Raw genomic sequence first — 18,334 nt, forward strand, 5'->3', positions numbered from 1 at the left:
TTCGAGTCAACAAACTGGCCCTCGATCGCGGTCGCTCCGCCTTTGGGCGGGGCGGCGATCGGCCTGTTCGCACCTTCCACCCCCTCCCCCCCCCCCCCTTCCCCCCCCCCCCCCCCCCCCCCCCCCCCCCCCCCCTGGCCCGCAGCGCCTGGATGTCGGTCTGCATGTTCGCGATGGCCACGCGCAGGGCGTCGAACTCGGTCGTCGAGCCGGCCGCGATCAGGCCCCGGCCGGCCTCCGGCCCCTGCGTCCGGATGGCGTCGAGCACCGGGTCGGCGACCTCGGTGTGCCAGGTCGCGGCCCGCTGCTTCACGACATCGAGCGAGGCCCGGATCGCGGTGTCGTCGGGGTGCAGGTAGCCCTCGATGCGGGCGATCATCGCCTTCTCGTCGGCGACCCCGGAGTTGTACGGCCCGAGGCTCGCGTCCTTGCCGGTGATCGCGTAGCCGCGGATGCCGGTCTCCTGGTCGACGAAGGCCGAGTTCAGCTGCTCGCCGGCGGCCCGCATCGGGCTGGCCCGGTTGAGAACGTCGTCGAGCTGCCGGTTGTGCTGGGTCGCGGTGAGCGCCGCGAACACGGCGAGCGCGCCCAGCAGAATGCCGGTCGCGACACACAGCGCCGCAATCCGGGAGCGCAGCGTCCAGCCGCGAAGCGTCATCGTCCACCCCCGCTGGAGATCAGCAACATGGCCACGTCGTCGGCGAGCGGCCCGCCGTTGGCCTGCTCGGCCCGCCCGACCAGCCAGGCCGGCAGCGCCGGCAGCGGCACGTCGCCCGCGGCCGGCTCGGCGAGCAGCCCGCACAGCCCGGAGACGTCGAGCCGCTCGGGCCCGTCGCCGGCGTGACCCTCGATCAGGCCGTCGGTATACATCAGCAGCGACCAGTCGTCGCCGGGCAGCTCCAGCTCGGTGACCGGCGGCGGCTTGGGCCGCACGCCGAGCACGATGCCCGGGCGGGCGGCGACCGGCGTCACCCGGCCGCCGGAGAGCAGCAGCGGCGGCGGATGGCCGGCGAGCCGCACGGCGGCCCGGCCGGCGGGCAGGTCGAGCACCACGGTCGCGACCGTGGCGAACACCTCGCGGGCCCGGCGCTCGCTCATCAGCACCTGTTCGAGCCAGCCGAGCACCTGGTCCTCCGGCACCCCGGCCAGCACCAGCGCGCGCCAGGCGACCCGGAGCTCGACGCCGAGCGCGGCCTCGTCGACGCCGTGGCCGCAGACGTCGCCGACGATCACGTGCAGCTTGTCGTCGCCGATCTGGACGACGTCGAAGAAATCGCCGCCGAGCAGGCCCATGGCCCGGCCCGAGCGATAGAAGGTGTGCACCTGCACGGCGTCGGTCGACATCAGCGGCTGGGGCAGCAGGCCGCGCTCGAGACGGGCCGACTCGGCCTGGCGCAGCTCCACCTCGCGCAGCCGCTGCGTGTTCTCGTCGGCCCGCTTGCGCTCGACCGCGTAGCGCAGCGACCGGGTCAGCAGCACCCCGTCGACCTGGCCCTTGACCAGGTAGTCCTGGGCGCCCTCGGCCACCGCGGCGACACCGAGGTGCTCGTCGGAACGGCCGGTCAGCACGCAGACGGCGGCGCTGCCGGCCACCCCGAGCAGCTTGCGCAGCCCGTCGATGCCCTCGGCGTCGGGCAGCCCCAGGTCGAGCAGGATGCAGTTGATGCCCCGCACCATCGACATCGCCTGGCGCAGCGTCGTCGCCACCTGGAGGTCGAACGGCGCCTCGGCCTCGGCCAGCAGCTCACGGACGAGGAAGGCATCGCCCTCGTCGTCCTCCACGAGAAGGACGTGCAGGCGTTCCTGATAGGCCGTGGAGCCGGCTCGCGCTCGCGGGGCGACCGACCGTTCAGTCATGCCTGTTCCCCACTCGCATACACCCGACCGGACTGCACGATCGTGTACCAAGGACGGCGGAGGCACAACTCACGTCGCGTCCTCGGAGGCGACCCGGCGCGCATGATCGACGATGACCTGGCCGAGGATGCCGTGCAGCCGCCCGCAGTCGGGGCAGTGCAGGTTCTCGTCGAGCCGGCGGCTGCCGCACTCGACGCAGGTCCCGCGGTCGTCGGGATCGTGGTAGGAGGCCAGGGCCCGGCACATCGCGCGGATCACGTGGTCGCTGACCGGGAAGACGCCCTCGCCGAGCGCGGTGCGCACCCCGACGATGGCCACCGGAGCAGCCTCCGGATTCGGGTCAAAAGGGGCAACCGAGTCGATGAACTCCGCGATCACGGCGGCGGGGTCGAACGGCGTGCTCACCCGCACAACGCTATGCCACGCCGGAAACGATCTTTTGCCTACCCGGCGCCGTGACCAACCGCTTAGATGTCCCCCATGAGTGAGCCCGCCCCCACGGTCCCGCGCCGGGTCTACGCCGCCCTCGCCACGGTGGCCGTCCTCGCCCTCGTCGGGCTGGCCTCGATCTGGTCGGTGCGCCCACCGGCCGCGCGCCAGGCGCCGGAGACCGCGTTCAGCGCCGACCGCGCCTTCGAGACCGTCAAGGCGATGGCCACCGAGCCGCATCCGGTCGGCAGCGCCGCGCAGGATCGGGTGCGCGACTACCTGGTCACCACCCTGCGCGGCCTCGGCCTCTCCCCCGAGGTGCAGGACACGGTGTCGATCGAGGGTGGCGAGCTGTCCTCCAGCGCGGGCGGCGCCGGCCTCGCGCACGTGCGCAACGTGGTCACGCTCATCCCCGGCACCGCCTCCACCGGCCGCATCTTCCTGATCGCGCACACCGACTCGGTGCAGGTCGGGCCCGGCGGCAACGACGACGCGGCCGGCACGGCGGCGGCGATCGAGACGGCCCGCGCCCTACTCAAGGGCCCGCGCCTGCGCAACGACGTGGTGCTGGTGCTCACCGACGGCGAGGAGGCCTGCCTCTGCGGCGCCAAGGCGTTCGTGGATCAAAACCCGCTGGCGAAGGATGGCGGCATCGCCCTCAACCTCGAGGCCCGGGGCAGCAGCGGCCCGGCGATCATGTTCGAGACCGCCGAGGACAACCGGGCGCTCGTCGACGTGTACGCGCACGCCCCCAAGCCGGTCGGCACGTCGTTCGCGGTCGAGATCTACCGGCTGATGCCCAACGACACCGACTTCACCCCGTTCCGCGAGGCCGGCTTCACCGGGCTGAACACGGCCTACATCGACGGCGCGGTGGTCTACCACGCCCCCACCGACCTGCCGTCCGCGATGAACCTCGACAGCCTCCAGCACCACGGCGACAACGCCCTGGCCGTGACCCGGGACCTGGGCAACCGCGATCTGTCCGCGCTCTCGTCGAACGACGACGCCACCTACTTCCCGGCACCCGGCCTGCTGGTGCGCTACCCCGGCGAGCTGGTCTGGCCGATCGCGATCCTGGCCCTGATCGCGGTGATCGCGCTCGGCTGGATGGCCCGGCGGCGCGGCCTGACCACCGGCCGGCGGCTGGTCGTCGCGGGCGCCGGCACGCTGCTGCCGATCATCGTGGCGCCGGTGCTGGCCCAGCTGTTCTGGACGCTGCTCAAGCTGATCCGCCCGGAGTACACAGAACTGCCGATCGACCCGTACCACCCGGGCTGGTACCGCCTCGGCGTGCTCGCCCTCACCGCCGTGGTCCTCTTCGGCTGGTACGCGTGGTTCCACCGCAGCCGCCGCGCCGGGCCGACCGCGCTCGCGATCGCCGGCCTGGGCTGGCTCGCCGTGCTCGGCGTCGCGCTGGCCGCCGTCATGCCCGGCGGCTCCTACCTGGGCGCCCTCCCGGCCCTGGCCGGCGCCCTCGCCGGCATCGTCACGCTGTTGGTCCCGAGCTGGTGGCGGGTGCTCGCGATCATGGTCGGCGGCGCGGTCGCGGTGATCATCCTGCTGCCCACGGTCGTCATGCTCTTCCCGGCGCTCGGCATGCCGATGGCCGGCGTCGGCGCGTTCCTGGCCGTGCTGCTCGGCCTCGCCCTGCTCCCGGTGGTCGAGATGATCCACCCGGTGGCCGGCGGCCAGCGCGGGCTCGAGGCGCTGCGAGCCCGCCGGCGCGGCGCGACGCCGACGCTGGTCGCGCTGCTCGCGGTCATCGTCTGCACGGTGGCCGGCCTCTCGGTCGACCGGTTCGACGCCCAGCACCCGGCGCTCACCCACCTGATGTACGCGCTCGACGCCGACAACGGCACGGCGCAGTGGCTGAGCGAGGAGACGGTCGTCCAGAAGTGGACCTCCCAGTACGTCTCCGGCGGCCCGCACACGGTCAACACGACGCTGCCCGCCTTCGGACCCGAGGAGCTGCGCAGCGGCAAGGCCGAGGCCGCCTCGCTGCCGGCCCCGAAACTCACCCTGGAGTCGGACACTCGATCGGGTGACGCCCGGGTATTGAAGCTCCGCCTCCAGCCGCAGCGATCGGTACGGCTCACGAGCCTGCACGTCCAGGCCGGGGTGACGGTCACCGAGGCCACGGTCGGCGGCCGGCCGGTGCCGGTGGACAAGCCCCAGAAGGACGGGCCGTGGGGATTCGGGTTCATCTTCCACGGGCCGCCGGCCGACGGCGTCGAGATCACCCTGACCGTCAAGGCGACCGGGCCGGTGAAGTTCCGGGCCATGGACGGCAGCGACGGGCTGTCCGCGCTGCCCGGCTTCCACGCGCGGCCGTCCGGCGTCGGCATCGCCGGCTCGCACTCCAGCGAGTTGCTCGCGGTCGCGAAGACGTACACGCTCTGAACCATGGCAAAGGTGCTGTACTCCGCGACCATGTCGCTCGACGGCTTCATCGCCGGTCCGGGCGGTGACATGTCCTGGTTGTCCGACCTCATCGGCCCCAACGAGACCGCCGTCGACGTGGTCGAGAAGATCGGCGCGATCCTGGTCGGCCGGCGGACCTTCGAGGGCGACGACCCGAACCGCGGCACCAGGGAGGGCGCCTTCGGGGGCGCCTGGCACGGACCCCAGTTCGTGCTCACGCATCGGCCGCCGGACGAGCCGGTCCCCGGCACGACCTTCGTCACCGACCTGGCCGAGGCGGTCGCCGCGGCCCGGGACGCGGCCGGCGATCAGTACGTGAACATCCTCGGCGCCGACGTCGCCGGTCAGGCCATCCGGGCCGGGCTGGTCGACGAGATCCTGGTCTTCGTCGCGCCCGTGCTGCTGGGCGGCGGAACCCGGTTCTTCGAGGTGGCGGGCGGGGCGAACATCCGGCTCGATCGGCTCAGCCAGTCGGAGTCGCCGATGGCGACCGGGATCTGGTACGCCGTGGCCCGAACCTAGCGCCCGCGGCCGCGCCGGCCGGTCGGCGCGTCGTGGCGGAAGTGCACGAAGAGGCGGCCCCAGTTGTCGCCGTCCTTCTCCACGCGGTGATAGAGCTGTTTGATGTCCCGCTGGTCGAGGAAGCGGAGCACCTTCTTCTTCAGCGCGCCGCTGCCCTTGCCCGGGATGATCTCGACCATCGAGGCCTTCTTCTCGATGGCCTCGTCGATGATGCCGCGCAGCGCGCGGTCGATCTCGGTGCCCTTGTTGAAGATGTCGTGCAGGTCGAGCTTGAGTTTCACGCGAAGATCCTATTCGTGCTCGGACTTGCCGAGCCATTCCTCGACCCGGCGGACGGCTTCGGTGTAGTCGGCGTGCTGCTTCATCGCGGCCGCGAGCCGCAGGTGCGGCAGCGCCTCACGAAAGCGGCCGGCCCGCTCCAGGGTCCGGCCGAGCACGTGGTGCGCGTAGTGATCCGATGGATCATGGTCGATCAGGGCTCTGAGCTGCGACTCGGCACCCGCTAACTGGGCCGAGTTGAAGTACGCGCGAGCCAGCAACTGCCGGACGGCGGTGTTGTGCGGTTCGGCCTCGACGATGGGCTCGAGCAGGCGGGAGGCGCCGAGCGGGTCGCCGGACTCGAAGAAGAAGGTGGCCCTGCGGTACTCCTCGAGAAGATCCACGTGCACGCTCCCCACGCTCGCGCCGCCCGACAGAACACAACGCTGGCACAACAAGCGGCCGACGGCGAGTGTTCCGATGATCCAAGCTTCCCGACAAATCACCGCATACGGCAACTTCCGCGTCGGAGAATGCCTGCGTGGGGGACTTTCCGAGTCATGTCGTGTCCGTTCCGGCCCAGCGATTCGGGCGCGCTCGTGCCGGCGCGTTCGGGGTGTTCGCCCTCGTGCTGTGCCTGATGCTGGCCGGCGGCAGCTCGTCGCCGGCGCTGCGCTCGCCGGCGTTTCTGATCGCCGGAATGAGGGACATACCTTCCCCGCCCTCGGGGCGGCCCTGGACGCCGGCGCCGATCGACGCGAACGGCCTGGCGATGGTGGCGAGCTCGGACGGGCAGCGGTTCGTGCTGCACACCGCGGTCGGCGACAAGACCTTCCTCCCCGGCGTCGACCTCGGCGCGACCACGCCCGGGCACGTGCCGGCCGACGTGTCGATCTCGGCGGCGCAGTACAACGCCTGGTTCGACGCGATGAGCGTGCTCGGCATCCGGGTGGTGCGGATCTACACGATCCATCCGCCGGCGTTCTACCAGCAGCTCGCCGAGCACAACCGCGACAACCCGGACCGGCCGCTCTACCTCATGCAGGGCGTCGATCTGCCGGGCGGGTACATCGCGAAGCGGAACCTGTACGACAAGCAGGTCACGGACTCGTTCAAGCAGGAGATCAAGGACGCCACGAACGCGGTCGCCGGCGACCTGACCAGCTCGGGCAAGGCCTGGGACACCGATGTGACCCCCTGGCTGGCCGGGTGGATCATCGGGGCGGAGCTCGACCCGTACGCCATCAGCGCCTCGGACCAGCGCAACAAGAACGCCCAGCCGGTGTCCGGCAAGTATTTCCGCAGCACCTCGGACGCCAACCCGACCGAGCGCTGGCTCGCGGCCCGGATGAACGATCTGGCCGGCCGGCAGGCCGCGAAGGGCCTCAGCGAGCCGATCGCCTTCATCAACTGGCCGACCACCGACCCATTGCGTCATCCCGAGGAGCCGCTCGACCAGGAGGACATGTACCAGCTCGACGCGAACCACGTGATGCCGACGGCGAACTGGCCGGCCGGCACCTTCGCCAGCTATCACGCGTTCCCGTACTACCCCGATTTCCTGCGCCGGGAGCCGAAACTGCAACCGGGCGACGCGTACGGGAATTACCTGACCGCCCTGCACAGGCATCACGCCACCATGCCCACGATGGTCACCGAGTTCGGCGTGCCCTCGTCGATCGGCTCGGCGCACACCGGCCCGCTCGGCCGCAACCAGGGCGATCACAGCGAGTCCGAGGCCATGCGGATCGACGGCGACCTGCTGCGCCTGATCAAGGACCGCGGGCTGGCCGGCGGCTTCCTCTTCGAGTGGACCGACGAGTGGTACCGGCTGACCTGGAACACGATCACCCACCAGGACGCGAGCCGCCGCCAGCTGTGGCACGACCCGCTCACCAACGAGCAGCATTTCGGGCTGCTCGCGATGGACCCGGCCGGGCTCGCCGGGCACGAGACGACGACGCTGATCGACGCCGACGGCGGCTGGCCGGCCCGGCGCGTGCGGGCCCACGCCGACGAGGCATATCTGCACCTCGACGTGCGGCTGGGCGACTCGCCCCCGGGCACGGTGCAGATCGGCTTCGACGTGCTTCCCTCGCTGAGCGGGACGCCGATGGCCGGCAGCACGGATCGGCGGCCGGATGCGGTGGTGGCGCTCAACCTGGTCGGGCACACCGGTCAGGCCTACCTGCGGGAGCAGCTCGACCCGATGCCCCTCGACCAGGCGGTGCCCGACTCGCAACGGGGCCCGGCGCCGGCCGGCTGGCGGGCGTACGAGCTGCTCACCGACCGGGTGAAACCGATCGAACTGCAGAACGCGGGCATCTTCCGGTACGGCGCCTGGGACCCCGAGAGCGCGGAGGCCGACAGCCGCGCGCTGTGGCGCCTCGACGGAGACGACCTGACCGTCCGGGTGCCGTGGGCGATGCTGGCCTTCGCCGACCCGTCGTCGCACGAGGTGGGCGTGCCCACGGCCGGCAGGCTGAGCCTGCAGACCAGCCCCGGGGTGAGTGTCTCGTTGGCGGCCGCCGGCAAGGACCAGGCCGTCGGGCAGTTCGCCTGGAACCCGTGGAACCGCCCCTCCTACACCGAGCGGCTCAAGACGGGCGCCACGTCGTTCCGGGACGCGGCCCTGTCGGTCATCGCCGGCTGACCATCAGCAGCGTCGTGCCGCCCGCGACCAGCAGCGCGCCGATCGTCACCAGCACCATCGGGTTGCGGCCCGGCCGGTACGGGTCCGGGTATTCGGCGCCCCAGCAGAAGACGTCGCCCTTCTCGGTCAGCGCGCAGGTGCTGTCCCCGTCGGCGACCAGCTGGACGACGCGACCCTCCAGGCCGACCTGCACGAGCCGGTCGCGGCAGTCGCCGTCGCAGCCGGCGACCGCTTCCGCGGGCGCGGGCGCCACCAGGAAGAGCGTCACGACCACGGTCAAGATCGCCAATACCCGACGCGTGATCCCCATGCAACCATTATGGGCGGTTTATACGCTTTAGAGCGTTTTCGACACGCCCCCGGTGGCCGCGGCAACCTCGGCCAGAACGGCGTGGCTCGTGATCGTGTCGGCCGCCGTCACCGTCGCATAACCGGACAGTTCGCTCGACGCGCCGAGCCTGGTCGTCGCCAGGGTCTCCGGGCCGAGAATGGCCGCCACCGCCACCACAGCGCCGAGCGCCGCCAGGCCGGAACGCCGCCGCCAACCGAGCATCTGGTGCTTCATCGTCTGCGTCATAACCACCACGATCAGGGCGTACGGTGTCATCCGGCTGTGCGAATCGCGTGCGCTTCCTGTGGGTGCGGGTCACAGGTGCTACACAGGAAGCGGAAAGGCGGCGCAAAGCGTGACCCGCGAAAGTAGGGGCATGACGATGGCGAACCAAGAATCCGGCACCGAGCTCCGCCGCCCCGACGGTGGTCCGGTTCGAGTCCTCGTGGTCGACGACGAGCCGACGCTGGCCGAGCTGCTCTCGATGGCCCTGCGCTACGAGGGCTGGGACGTGAAGAGCGCCGGCGACGGTCAGACCGCCGTCCGCACCGCCCGCGACTTCCGCCCGGACGCCGTCGTGCTCGACATGATGCTTCCCGACATCGACGGGCTCGAGGTGCTGCGCCGGCTGCGCGGCGAGTCGCCCGAGGTGCCGGTGCTGTTCCTGACGGCCAAAGACTCGGTGGAAGACCGGATCACGGGCCTGACCGCCGGCGGCGACGACTACGTGACCAAGCCGTTCAGCCTCGAGGAGGTCGTGGCGCGGCTGCGGGGGCTGATGCGGCGGATGGGGCACTCGCCGATGCGTACCGAGTCGCAGCTGATCGTCGGCGATCTCTCGCTCGACGAGGACAGCCACGAGGTGCGGCGCGGCGGCGACCTGGTCACGCTCACCGCCACCGAGTTCGAGCTGCTGCGCTACCTGATGCGCAACCCGCGCCGGGTGCTGAGCAAGAGCCAGATCCTCGACCGGGTGTGGAACTACGACTTCGGGGGCCAGGCCAACGTCGTCGAGCTCTACATCTCGTACCTGCGCAAGAAGATCGACGCGGGGCGCGCACCGATGATCCACACGATGCGCGGGGCGGGTTATGTCCTCAAGCCCGCCGATTGAGACCCGCGCTCGCTGGCGCCGCCCGGCGAGCTGGTCCCTGCGCACCCGCATCGTGGCGATCATCATGGTGCTGCTCACCCTGCTGGGACTCGCCGTCGGTGGCACCGCCGAGATCTTCCTGAGCAAGCAGCTGTACGACCAGGTGGACACCCGCCTGAGCCAGGCTCTCCACCCGGTCCATCCCAACGGGGGCGGCAACAATCCGGGCGACTACGGGTTTCCGCAGGGGTTCACGCCGAAGTTCGACAACGACCAGCCGTTCGGCGGCGCCGAGCTCACGTCGATCTCGATCACGTACAGCGACCCGGCGGACGTGCACGGCGGCATCGTCGTCCCGACCACCGACACCGACGGCAACTACAAGACGAAATACAACGACCTCAATGCCAAGGCCCTGGCCCAGCTGCTCGCGGTCAAGACCGACGGCTCCAAGAGCGACCTGGACCTCAACGGCTACGGCTCCTACCGGGTCGTCGCCGAAACCACCACGAACGGGCAGACCCGCGTCGTCGCGCTCTCGCTGAGCGACACCCATGACGTGCTTCTGCACGTGGCCGAGGTCACCGGCGGGGTCGTACTGATCGCCCTGGTCATCGCCGGCTGGGCGGGCACGTTCGCCGTCCGCGGCACGCTCGCGCCGCTGCGCCGGGTCGCCAACACCGCCACCCGCGTCTCCGAGCTGCGGCTCGACCGCGGCGAGGTGCAGCTCGCCCAGCGCGTGCCCGAGGCCGACACCGATCCGGGCACCGAGGTCGGGCAGGTCGGCGCGGCGCTCAACCGGTTGCTCGACCACGTCGGCAACGCCCTGGAAGCGCGGCACGCCAGCGAGACGCAGGTACGCCAGTTCGTCGCCGACGCCAGCCACGAGCTGCGCACCCCGCTGGCCGCCATCCGCGGGTACGCCGAGCTCAGCCGCCGCAGCCGGGCGCCGATCTCCGAGGAGATCGCCCACGTGCTGAGCCGGGTCGAGTCCGAGGCCAAGCGGATGACGCTGCTCGTCGAGGACCTGCTGCTGCTCGCCCGCCTCGACGCCGGCCGGCCGCTCGGCCACGACCCGGTCGACCTGACCATGCTGGTCGTCGACGCGATGAGCGACGCGCACGCCGCCGGCCCGCGCCACTTCTGGCAGCTCGACCTGCCCGAGGAACCGGTCACGGTGATCGGCGACGGGGCGCGGCTGCATCAGGTGCTGGCCAATCTGCTGGCCAACGCGCGTACCCACACGCCCGAGGGCACCACCGTCACCGTCTCGGTGCGGGCCGACCACGAGTCCGCCGTGCTGCACGTCATCGACGGCGGCCCGGGCATCCCGGCCGAGCTTCAGCCGCACATCTTCGAGCGGTTCGCCCGCGGCGACAGCTCGCGTTCCCGGGCGGCCGGCAGCACCGGCCTCGGCCTGTCGATCGTGCACGCGGTCGTCACCGCCCACCGTGGTCACGTCTCCGTGCAGAGCGTCCCCGGCCAGACGGTGTTCACCGTGGTCCTGCCGTTGGTGCCACCGAGTCTCATCCCAACAGCTGGTCCTCAACTGGCCCAGCGCGCCCGGTGACACGTTATGCTTGCCGACGTGTCTTGGACCTATCGGTGGTTTACCGGGCCGGCTTACGCCGGTGCCTCGGTTGTCACCGCATGACCTGAGACACCAGCCAGAGCCGGCCCGAGGCAGCGACGACGTCGCTGCCTTTTTGTTTGCCGGCTCTCGCCCGGGCGCCGGCCCGAAAATGGAGATGAACCACCGTGACCATCCCCGAGGTTCAGCGCGTTCGTGACCAGCGCATCGCCGCCGTCGTCCCGCTGATGAGCCCCGCGCTGCTGCACCACGAGCTGCCGCTGACCGCCGACCTGCACGACAACGTGCTCGACGGCCGCCGCCAGGTCGAGGACGTGCTCAACGCCCGAGATCCACGGCTGCTGGTCGTGGTCGGCCCGTGCTCGGTGCACGACCCGGTCGCCGCCGGCGAGTACGCCGGGATGCTGCGCGAGCAGGCCGACCGGCTGGCCGACGATCTGCTGATCGTGATGCGCGTCTACTTCGAGAAGCCGCGCTCGACGGTCGGCTGGAAGGGCCTGATCAACGATCCGGCGCTGGACGGCACCGGCGACGTCGGCACCGGCCTGCGGATCGCCCGCAAGCTGCTGCTCGAGATCGTCGGCCGGGGCCTGCCGACCGCCGTCGAGTTCCTCGACCCGATCACCCCGCAGTACATCGCGGACACCGTCGCGTGGGGGGCGATCGGCGCCCGTACGGTCGAATCGCAGGTCCACCGCCAGCTGGCCTCCGGCCTCTCGATGCCGATCGGCATGAAGAACCGTCCCGACGGCAGCATCAGCACCGCGATCGACGCGATCCAGGCCGCCGCCGTGCCGCACGTCTTCCCCGGCATCGACTACTCCGGCACGCCGGCGATCCTGCACACGACCGGCAACCCGGACACGCATCTCGTGCTGCGCGGCGGTGGCGGCCGGCCGAACTACAGCGCCGCCGACGTCGAGAGCGCGCTCCAACTGCTGCGCAAGTCCGCGCTGCCCGAGCGGCTCGTCATCGACTGCTCGCACGGCAACAGCAACAAGGACCACCTGCGGCAGCCGATGGTCGCCGACGACGTAGCGGGCCAGGTCGCGGACGGGCAGCGCGGCATCAGCGGCGTGATGCTGGAGAGCTTCCTCGTCCCCGGGCGGCAGGATCTCGGCGGCGACCTGGTCTACGGCCAGTCGGTCACCGACGCCTGCATGGGGTGGGACGCGACGGTCGGCGTACTGGAGAAACTCGCTTCTGCTTCTCACAGCAGGCGCACAGTCACCGCATAAAGCCGCGACAGCGGGCGCGTCGATGGTTGGCGCATGACCTCGACGTTGCCCGCTGTTCCGGTGGCTCCCGCGCCGCCGCCGCCATCGCCGCGGCGTCGGCGCTCGTTTCTTCTCGGAAGCCCGGACGATCCGATCTGGGCGCGGCCCGCGCTCTACGTCCTGCTCCTGCTGACCGGCGTCCTCTACATCTGGGGACTGGGCAAGTCCGGCTGGGCCAACGCGTTCTACTCGGCGGCCGCGCAGGCGGGCTCGGCGAGCTGGAAGGCGTTCTTCTACGGCTCGTCCGACGCGGCCAACTCGATCACGGTGGACAAGACGCCGGCCTCGCTCTGGTTCATGGCGCTCTCCGCCCGCATCTTCGGGGTCAACTCCTGGAGCATCCTGGTGCCGCAGGCGCTGATGGGGGTGGCCAGCGTCGGTTTGCTGTACGCGACGATCAAGCGCTGGTTCGGGCCGGCGGCCGGGCTGATCGCCGGCGCGACGCTGGCGTTGACCCCGATCGCGGTGCTGATGTTCCGGTTCAACAACCCGGACGCGCTGCTCGTGCTGCTGATGGTGGCGGGCGCCTGGGCGACGTCACGGGCGATCGAGAACGGGTCCACTCGCTGGCTCGCGCTGGCCGGGGCGTTCGTCGGGTTCGGGTTCCTGACCAAGATGCTCCAGGCGTTGCTGGTGATCCCGGCGTACGCGCTGGCCTACCTGATCGCGGGGCCGCCCAAGCTCGGCAAGCGGATCGTGCAACTGCTGATCGCGGGGCTCGCGGTGATCGTCTCGGCCGGCTGGTACATCGCGATCGTCGAGCTGGTGCCGGCGTCGATGCGGCCGTACATCGGCGGGTCGCAGAACAACAGCATCCTCGAGCTGACCCTCGGCTACAACGGGTTCGGCCGGCTCTCCGGCAACGAGACCGGCAGCGTCGGCGGCGGGGGCGGAGGCAGCGGCTGGGGCGAGACCGGGCTGCTGCGGATGTTCGACAGCTCCCAGGGCGGGCAGATCTCGTGGCTGCTGCCGGGGGCGCTGATCGTGCTGATCGCGGGGCTGGTGCTGACGGCGCCGGCGGTGCGGACCGACCGGGCGCGGGCCGCGCTGGTGCTGTGGGGTGGCTGGCTGGTGGGGACCGGTCTGGTCTTCAGCTACATGCAGGGGATCTTCCACGCGTACTACACGGTGGCGCTGGCGCCGGCGGTGGGCGCGGTGGTCGGCGTCGGGTCGGTGATGTTGTGGCGGGCCCGGCGCAATCCGGTGGCGGCGTGGACGCTGGGCGCGGCCATCGCGGTGACGGCCTGGTGGTGCTATCACCTGCTGGGGCGTAGCGCGGACTTCCTGCCCTGGTTGCGCTGGGTGGTGTTGATCGGCGGGCTGGGTGCGGCGGCCGCGGTGGTGGCCACACAGCGCCTGTCGGCGCGGATCGGACTGGTGGCGGCGGGCGCTGCATTGGTTGCGGTTCTTGCCGGACCAGCGGCGTACGCGGTGCAGACCGCCTCCGAAGCACATACCGGCTCGATTCCGTCCGCCGGGCCGGCTTCGACGGGCGGGTTCGGTGGCCCGGGTGGGGGTGGTTTCGGTCGCGGCGGCTTCGGGGGCGGCGGCTTCCCCGGCGGCTTCCCCGGCGGCGGTGGTCCCGGCGGCGGTGGTCCCGGCGGCACCACCCAGAACGGCACGACGCAGAACGGCTTCCCCGGCGGGGGCATGCGCGGCGGCGGCGCCGGGATGGGCGGTCTCCTCGATGCCGTATCGGTCAGCGACGAGATGAAGACGCTGCTCGAGACCAACGCGTCGCAGTACACCTGGGCGGCCGCGACGGTCGGTTCGCAGAACGCGTCCGGCTATCAGCTCGCGACCGGCGACCCGGTGATGGCGATCGGCGGCTTCAACGGCACCGACCCGTCCCCCACGCTCGAACAGTTCCAGCAGTACGTGGCCGCCGGGAAGATCCACTACTTCATCGGCAGCGGCAGCGGCAGCGCCGGCGGTGGCGGTTCCAACACGGGCGGCAGCAGCGACAGCTCGGAGATCGCCCAGTGGGTGGCCGACAACTTCACGGCCACGACGGTCGGCAACGTCACGGTCTACGACCTCAGCTCTTGAGTTAGGTCCGCTTTCAGGGGCGGCATCCCTCGTCGGGGTGCCGCCCCTTTTGCCGTCTCGAACTTCACAGGGCCGCCACAGGATGACCATACGAATTGCCCAGGGGCGGGCCCGAAATTTGTTGACATGAGCTTGACGACGCTGCCATCGCACGACGCCGACCCGACCCGGCTCGACGCCCCGGTGCTCGACGTGGTCGTTCCCGTCTACAACGAGGAGATCGATCTCGAGCCGTGCGTGCGGCGCCTGCACGCGTACCTGTCGACGTACTTCCCGTACCGCTTCCGGATCACGATCGCCGACAACGCGAGCACCGACTCGACCGCCGACGTGGCCCGCTGGCTCACCCGGGAACTGCCCGGCGTCGCCTCGGTGCATCTCCCCGAGAAGGGACGGGGGCGGGCCCTCAAATATGTCTGGACCCAATCGGACGCGGCCGTCCTCGCGTACATGGATGTCGATCTCTCGACCGACCTGGGCGCCCTCCTCCCCCTGGTCGCGCCCCTGATCTCCGGCCACTCCGACCTGGCGATCGGCTCGCGCCTGGCGCGCGGCTCCCGGGTCGTGCGCGGCGCCAAGCGCGAGTTCATCTCCCGCAGCTACAACCTGATCCTGCGCGGCACCCTGTCGGCCCGCTTCTCCGACGCCCAGTGCGGCTTCAAGGCGATCCGCGCCGACGTGGCCGAGCGGCTGCTGCCGATGGTCGAGGACACCGGCTGGTTCTTCGACACCGAGATGCTGGTGATCGCCGAGCGGGCCGGCCTGCGGATCCACGAGGTGCCGGTCGACTGGGTGGACGACCCCGACAGCCGGGTGGACATCGTCGCGACCGCCGTCGCCGACCTCAAGGGCATCGCCCGCCTGCTGCGCGCGTTCGGCTCGGGCCGTTTGCCGCTCGCCACGCTGCGCGAACAGCTGGGCCGCAACCCGTTGCCGATGGCCGGCGTCCCCGCCGGCCTGACCGGCCAACTGATCCGTTTCGCGGCGGTCGGCGTGGCCAGCACGCTGGCCTACCTGATCCTGTACGCGCTGCTCCGCACCGCCGTGAGCCCACAGTGGGCAAACCTGGTCGCCCTGCTGGTCACCGCCATCGCCAACACCGCGGTCAACCGCCGAGTGACCTTCGGCGTCCGAGGCAACGACGGCGCCTGGCGTCACCAGGCCCAAGGTTTGATCGTCTTCGGCATCGGCCTGGCCCTGACGAGCGGTTCGCTGGCCTTGCTGGACGCCGTGGTGGCCGACCCCGCCAAGCACGTAGAGCTGACCGTCCTGATCCTGGCCAACTTGCTGGCCACCGCCGTCCGCTTCCTGATGCTGCGCATCTGGGTCTTCCGCGCCCGTGCCCGCGCCCACCAAGCCACCCACACCCGGGCCTGACCGTGCCGCCCATGCTGCGGGGGCGCAGCGAGGGAAATCCCCGGCACGGGTAAGCCCACCCGAAAGGCGGCGTCGAAACCCACTCGGCGCCGCCTTTCACTACGCCCGTTGACTTTCACTACGCCGGTTGACTTTCACTACGCCGGTTGACTTTCACTACGCCCGTTGACTTTCACTACGCCCGTTGATCAGCGGCGACGGCGGCGACGGACGAGCCGCACGGCCAACGTGGACATCACGACGGTGGCGCAGAAGGCGGCGATCGCGGCGGCGACCCACCAGCCGAGGACGCCCAGAACGACGGCGGCCGCCCAGATCACGGCGGCGGTGAGGATCAGGGACAGCGTCATGGCCTTGCCGGTGCCGGCTGCGGGCTTTTCGACGCCGGCGGTCATGCGGGCGCAGAAATCCGGGTCGTCACGCCTCAGCTGACGCTCCAACTCCGCCAGCCGGCGACTGTCTTCCCTGCTCAGCATGCCGTCACCTCCGCTCGGGCCGGGCCTGCCCGCCGATCGAGGAAGAGCGTCTCGATCGACCTCATTGTTACTCGCGCGTTGCCTTCCGGATACCTCCAGAGATGCCAGTTCCCGTCAATCGCCCGATTTACGCTCACCGCTGGCGATCCTCACCGCCATCTGTATGACGTATCAGTCGAAGGCGACCGTTGCCTCCGGCACGCCCCGGCCACGGGCCACCTCGGCGGCCTCGGCCTCGATCTCTTTTCGGCGGCCGGGCGGCAGCGGGACGAACGAGGTCAGGCTGAGATCGACCCGCTTGCGACCGGACATCTTCGCCCGCCAGACGCCCATGATCTCGCCGTCGAGCAGCAGCACACCCGGGTTGCCGAGCACCCGCCACACCTCTTTCTGCTGGGCGCGGTCGGGCACCAGCAGATCGCGATCGCGGGCCTGGAGCAGCGGATCCATCGCCGGCACCAGCCGCACCCCGGCCGGCGGCTCGGCCTTCACGAGATCGTCCACGGCGGACTCGGGCAGCCACGCCTTACGCCCGTCGACCCGCACCTCGGCCAGCCCGCTCGACGGCCACACGCGTTTCATCTCGGTCGTCGTGCTGCCCAGATATTTCCCCATCTCGGCCGGCGTCGCGGGCCCGAGCAGCCGCAGATAGGTCGTGATCAGCTCGTCGACGCCCTCGTTCTCGGTCGGCTGCGGCGGCGCGTCGGGGATCGGGCCGAGCATCGCCTCGCGTCCGCGCGACTTGACCTCGACACCGCCGGCCAGCCCCGAGTGCTGCCAGACGTTCCCGGCGATGTGCCGGGCGCCGCAGGACCGGCACTCGTAGGTGAGCTTGCGCGGCACCCGCTTGCTCACCTGCGTGCTGACCTCGCCGCGGGGCATCGAGTCGGTCACCACCTCGCGAAAGGCGGACGCGGTCGCGGTGAACGCGGCGATGCCGAGCTTCATGCCCTCGGCGATCTGGGTGCTGCGGATGCGCGCCGACGCGTCGGCGTCGCTGACCGGCCACAACTGTTTGACCAGGGCCGCGAGGTCGGCACGGCGATGCAGGTGCGGCGCGCCGCGCGCGGCCCACACGGTGATCAGCCGGTCGTCGTCGAGGGCCGCCGAGGTGCGGGCGGCGAGGGCGACGAACTGGGAACCCGGCGAGTACTCCTGCACGCCGAGGTCGAGGACGGGCAGGTCGGCGGGGCGTTTCTTGGAGCGCTCGGCCAGGCCGAGAGCGGTCACTCGATATGCCATCACCTGTGCACGGTCGACGCTGACCACGGCACCCTCCTCGGTCGCTGCCTAATTTCTAGGTGCGACGACCGTACCGCCGGGCTGCGACATTTTTCAGTCGATCAAAGCGGGAGCCGCCGCGGACGTCGAGCAGCTCCCAGGTGTCCAGGCTGCTCGGACCGTGCGGGCCGACCTGCAGGATCGGGGGCTCCCCGGTGAGGCGATATCCGCAGCGCCGAGCCACGGCGGTGCTGGCCGTGTTGGACGGGTCGATGCGCAGGAGCAGCCGCGTCAGGTTCAACGTGCTCCGGGCGTACGAGCTGAGAAGGGAGAGCGACCCCGACGCCAGCCCGCGCTGACGATGGCGCGCGCCCACCAGATAGCCCAGTTCGGCCTCGCGGAGGCCGGCGTCGACGCCGAAGAGCAGGACCTCGCCGAGTGGGCGCCCGCCGTCCTCGGTGATCGCGAGCTGGATGCGCTGGCCGCTGACCCGGCCCTGGTGGGCACGCTTGAGGTAGGCGATGCCGGCCTCGACGTCGAACGGTGAGGGCATGGGCGTCCAGCGGGCTATGTCCGGTTCGTCGAGCATCGCGACGAGATCGTCGAGATCCTCGGAACGCCATTCGCGCAGGACGATGCCGTCTCCCGTAAGCGTGAGCGGGAAGGGAAGGCGGCTGGCGGACACATCTTGATCCTGCCCGTAAGGACCCGGTTCCGGCCAGTAGCGATGGTTATGAAGACGATGAGTGATTCGTCATGGCACATTTGCAGGTATT

General features: G+C 70.8%; 18 protein-coding genes. 8 read left to right on the forward strand and 10 right to left on the reverse strand.

The features are described from left to right. From ACZ6TB_RS41975 to ACZ6TB_RS41985, 3 genes are all read right to left on the reverse strand, one after another. Positions 1-658 (reverse strand): CHASE3 domain-containing protein (locus tag ACZ6TB_RS41975; RefSeq protein WP_465565169.1); only part of this gene is annotated, 658 nt, incomplete at its 3' end. Continuing rightward, positions 655-1,857 (reverse strand): PP2C family protein-serine/threonine phosphatase, encoded by a 1,203-nt coding sequence (locus ACZ6TB_RS41980; protein ID WP_465565172.1) that lies wholly within the window; start codon positions 1,855-1,857, stop codon positions 655-657. The genes ACZ6TB_RS41980 and ACZ6TB_RS41975, both read right to left, overlap by 4 nt. Before the next feature lie 69 nt (positions 1,858-1,926). Continuing rightward, positions 1,927-2,262, reverse strand: a complete 336-nt coding sequence (locus ACZ6TB_RS41985) for a hypothetical protein (protein WP_465565174.1) — start codon at positions 2,260-2,262, stop codon at positions 1,927-1,929. Positions 2,263-2,337: 75 nt separating this feature from the next. Here ACZ6TB_RS41985 and ACZ6TB_RS41990 point away from each other — a divergent pair, with 75 nt between their 5' ends. Next, positions 2,338-4,689, forward strand: coding sequence for a M28 family peptidase (locus ACZ6TB_RS41990; RefSeq protein ID WP_465565177.1), 2,352 nt, complete (start codon positions 2,338-2,340; stop codon positions 4,687-4,689). 3 nt (positions 4,690-4,692) lie between these two features. Then, positions 4,693-5,232, forward strand: a complete 540-nt coding sequence (locus tag ACZ6TB_RS41995) for a dihydrofolate reductase family protein (protein ID WP_465565178.1) — start codon at positions 4,693-4,695, stop codon at positions 5,230-5,232. Here ACZ6TB_RS41995 and ACZ6TB_RS42000 read toward each other — a convergent pair. Further along, complete coding sequence (locus ACZ6TB_RS42000; RefSeq protein WP_465565180.1) at positions 5,229-5,513, reverse strand: Smr/MutS family protein; 285 nt, start codon at positions 5,511-5,513, stop codon at positions 5,229-5,231. The two genes, ACZ6TB_RS41995 and ACZ6TB_RS42000, sit on opposite strands and share 4 nt — an antisense overlap. 9 nt (positions 5,514-5,522) lie before the next feature. Continuing rightward, positions 5,523-5,894 (reverse strand): tetratricopeptide repeat protein, encoded by a 372-nt coding sequence (locus ACZ6TB_RS42005; RefSeq protein WP_465565182.1) that lies wholly within the window; start codon positions 5,892-5,894, stop codon positions 5,523-5,525. A 137-nt stretch (positions 5,895-6,031) separates the two neighbouring features. Here ACZ6TB_RS42005 and ACZ6TB_RS42010 point away from each other — a divergent pair, with 137 nt between their 5' ends. Next, a complete protein-coding gene (locus ACZ6TB_RS42010) occupies positions 6,032-8,143 on the forward strand; it encodes a hypothetical protein (RefSeq protein ID WP_465565185.1) in 2,112 nt (703 codons plus the stop codon). Here the strand turns inward: ACZ6TB_RS42010 and ACZ6TB_RS42015 are convergent. After that, positions 8,130-8,453, reverse strand: a complete 324-nt coding sequence (locus ACZ6TB_RS42015; protein WP_465565186.1) for a hypothetical protein — start codon at positions 8,451-8,453, stop codon at positions 8,130-8,132. The genes ACZ6TB_RS42010 and ACZ6TB_RS42015 overlap by 14 nt on opposite strands. A 27-nt stretch (positions 8,454-8,480) precedes the next feature. Continuing rightward, positions 8,481-8,720 (reverse strand): hypothetical protein, encoded by a 240-nt coding sequence (locus ACZ6TB_RS42020; protein ID WP_465565188.1) that lies wholly within the window; start codon positions 8,718-8,720, stop codon positions 8,481-8,483. A 130-nt stretch (positions 8,721-8,850) separates the two neighbouring features. On the opposite strand from ACZ6TB_RS42020, the gene ACZ6TB_RS42025 reads away from it, so the two are divergent. The 5 genes from ACZ6TB_RS42025 (at position 8,851) to ACZ6TB_RS42045 (ending at position 15,861) form a co-directional block, all read left to right on the forward strand. After that, a complete protein-coding gene (locus ACZ6TB_RS42025; protein WP_465565191.1) occupies positions 8,851-9,588 on the forward strand; it encodes a response regulator transcription factor in 738 nt (245 codons plus the stop codon). Beyond that, entirely contained in the window at positions 9,566-11,137 is a 1,572-nt protein-coding gene (locus tag ACZ6TB_RS42030) for a sensor histidine kinase (RefSeq protein WP_465565194.1), read from the forward strand. Before ACZ6TB_RS42025 ends, ACZ6TB_RS42030 begins: the two co-directional genes overlap by 23 nt. A 188-nt stretch (positions 11,138-11,325) precedes the next feature. Continuing rightward, entirely contained in the window at positions 11,326-12,396 is a 1,071-nt protein-coding gene (locus ACZ6TB_RS42035) for a 3-deoxy-7-phosphoheptulonate synthase (protein ID WP_465565197.1), read from the forward strand. Positions 12,397-12,429: 33 nt separating this feature from the next. Continuing rightward, on the forward strand, positions 12,430-14,484 hold the full coding sequence (locus tag ACZ6TB_RS42040) for a glycosyltransferase family 39 protein (RefSeq protein WP_465565199.1): 2,055 nt from the start codon (positions 12,430-12,432) through the stop codon (positions 14,482-14,484). Positions 14,485-14,610: 126 nt separating this feature from the next. Further along, positions 14,611-15,861: a bifunctional glycosyltransferase family 2/GtrA family protein gene (locus ACZ6TB_RS42045; protein WP_465565201.1), complete on the forward strand. Its 1,251-nt coding sequence runs from the start codon at positions 14,611-14,613 to the stop codon at positions 15,859-15,861. Positions 15,862-16,049: 188 nt separating this feature from the next. Here the strand turns inward: ACZ6TB_RS42045 and ACZ6TB_RS42050 are convergent, their stop codons facing one another. The 3 genes from ACZ6TB_RS42050 to ACZ6TB_RS42060 all read right to left on the reverse strand — a co-directional run bounded on the left by ACZ6TB_RS42050 (position 16,050) and on the right by ACZ6TB_RS42060 (position 18,243). Next, positions 16,050-16,337: a DUF3040 domain-containing protein gene (locus ACZ6TB_RS42050; protein ID WP_465565204.1), complete on the reverse strand. Its 288-nt coding sequence runs from the start codon at positions 16,335-16,337 to the stop codon at positions 16,050-16,052. Between the two features lie 171 nt (positions 16,338-16,508). Further along, entirely contained in the window at positions 16,509-17,579 is a 1,071-nt protein-coding gene (locus ACZ6TB_RS42055) for a DNA glycosylase AlkZ-like family protein (protein WP_465565575.1), read from the reverse strand. 55 nt (positions 17,580-17,634) lie between these two features. Continuing rightward, positions 17,635-18,243 carry a GNAT family N-acetyltransferase gene (locus ACZ6TB_RS42060; RefSeq protein WP_465565206.1) on the reverse strand — a complete coding sequence of 203 codons (609 nt, stop codon included), beginning with the start codon at positions 18,241-18,243 and terminating at the stop codon, positions 17,635-17,637. Positions 18,244-18,334: the final 91 nt, after the last annotated feature.

It is taken from the genome of Actinoplanes sp. NPDC051537 (genome assembly GCF_055586105.1).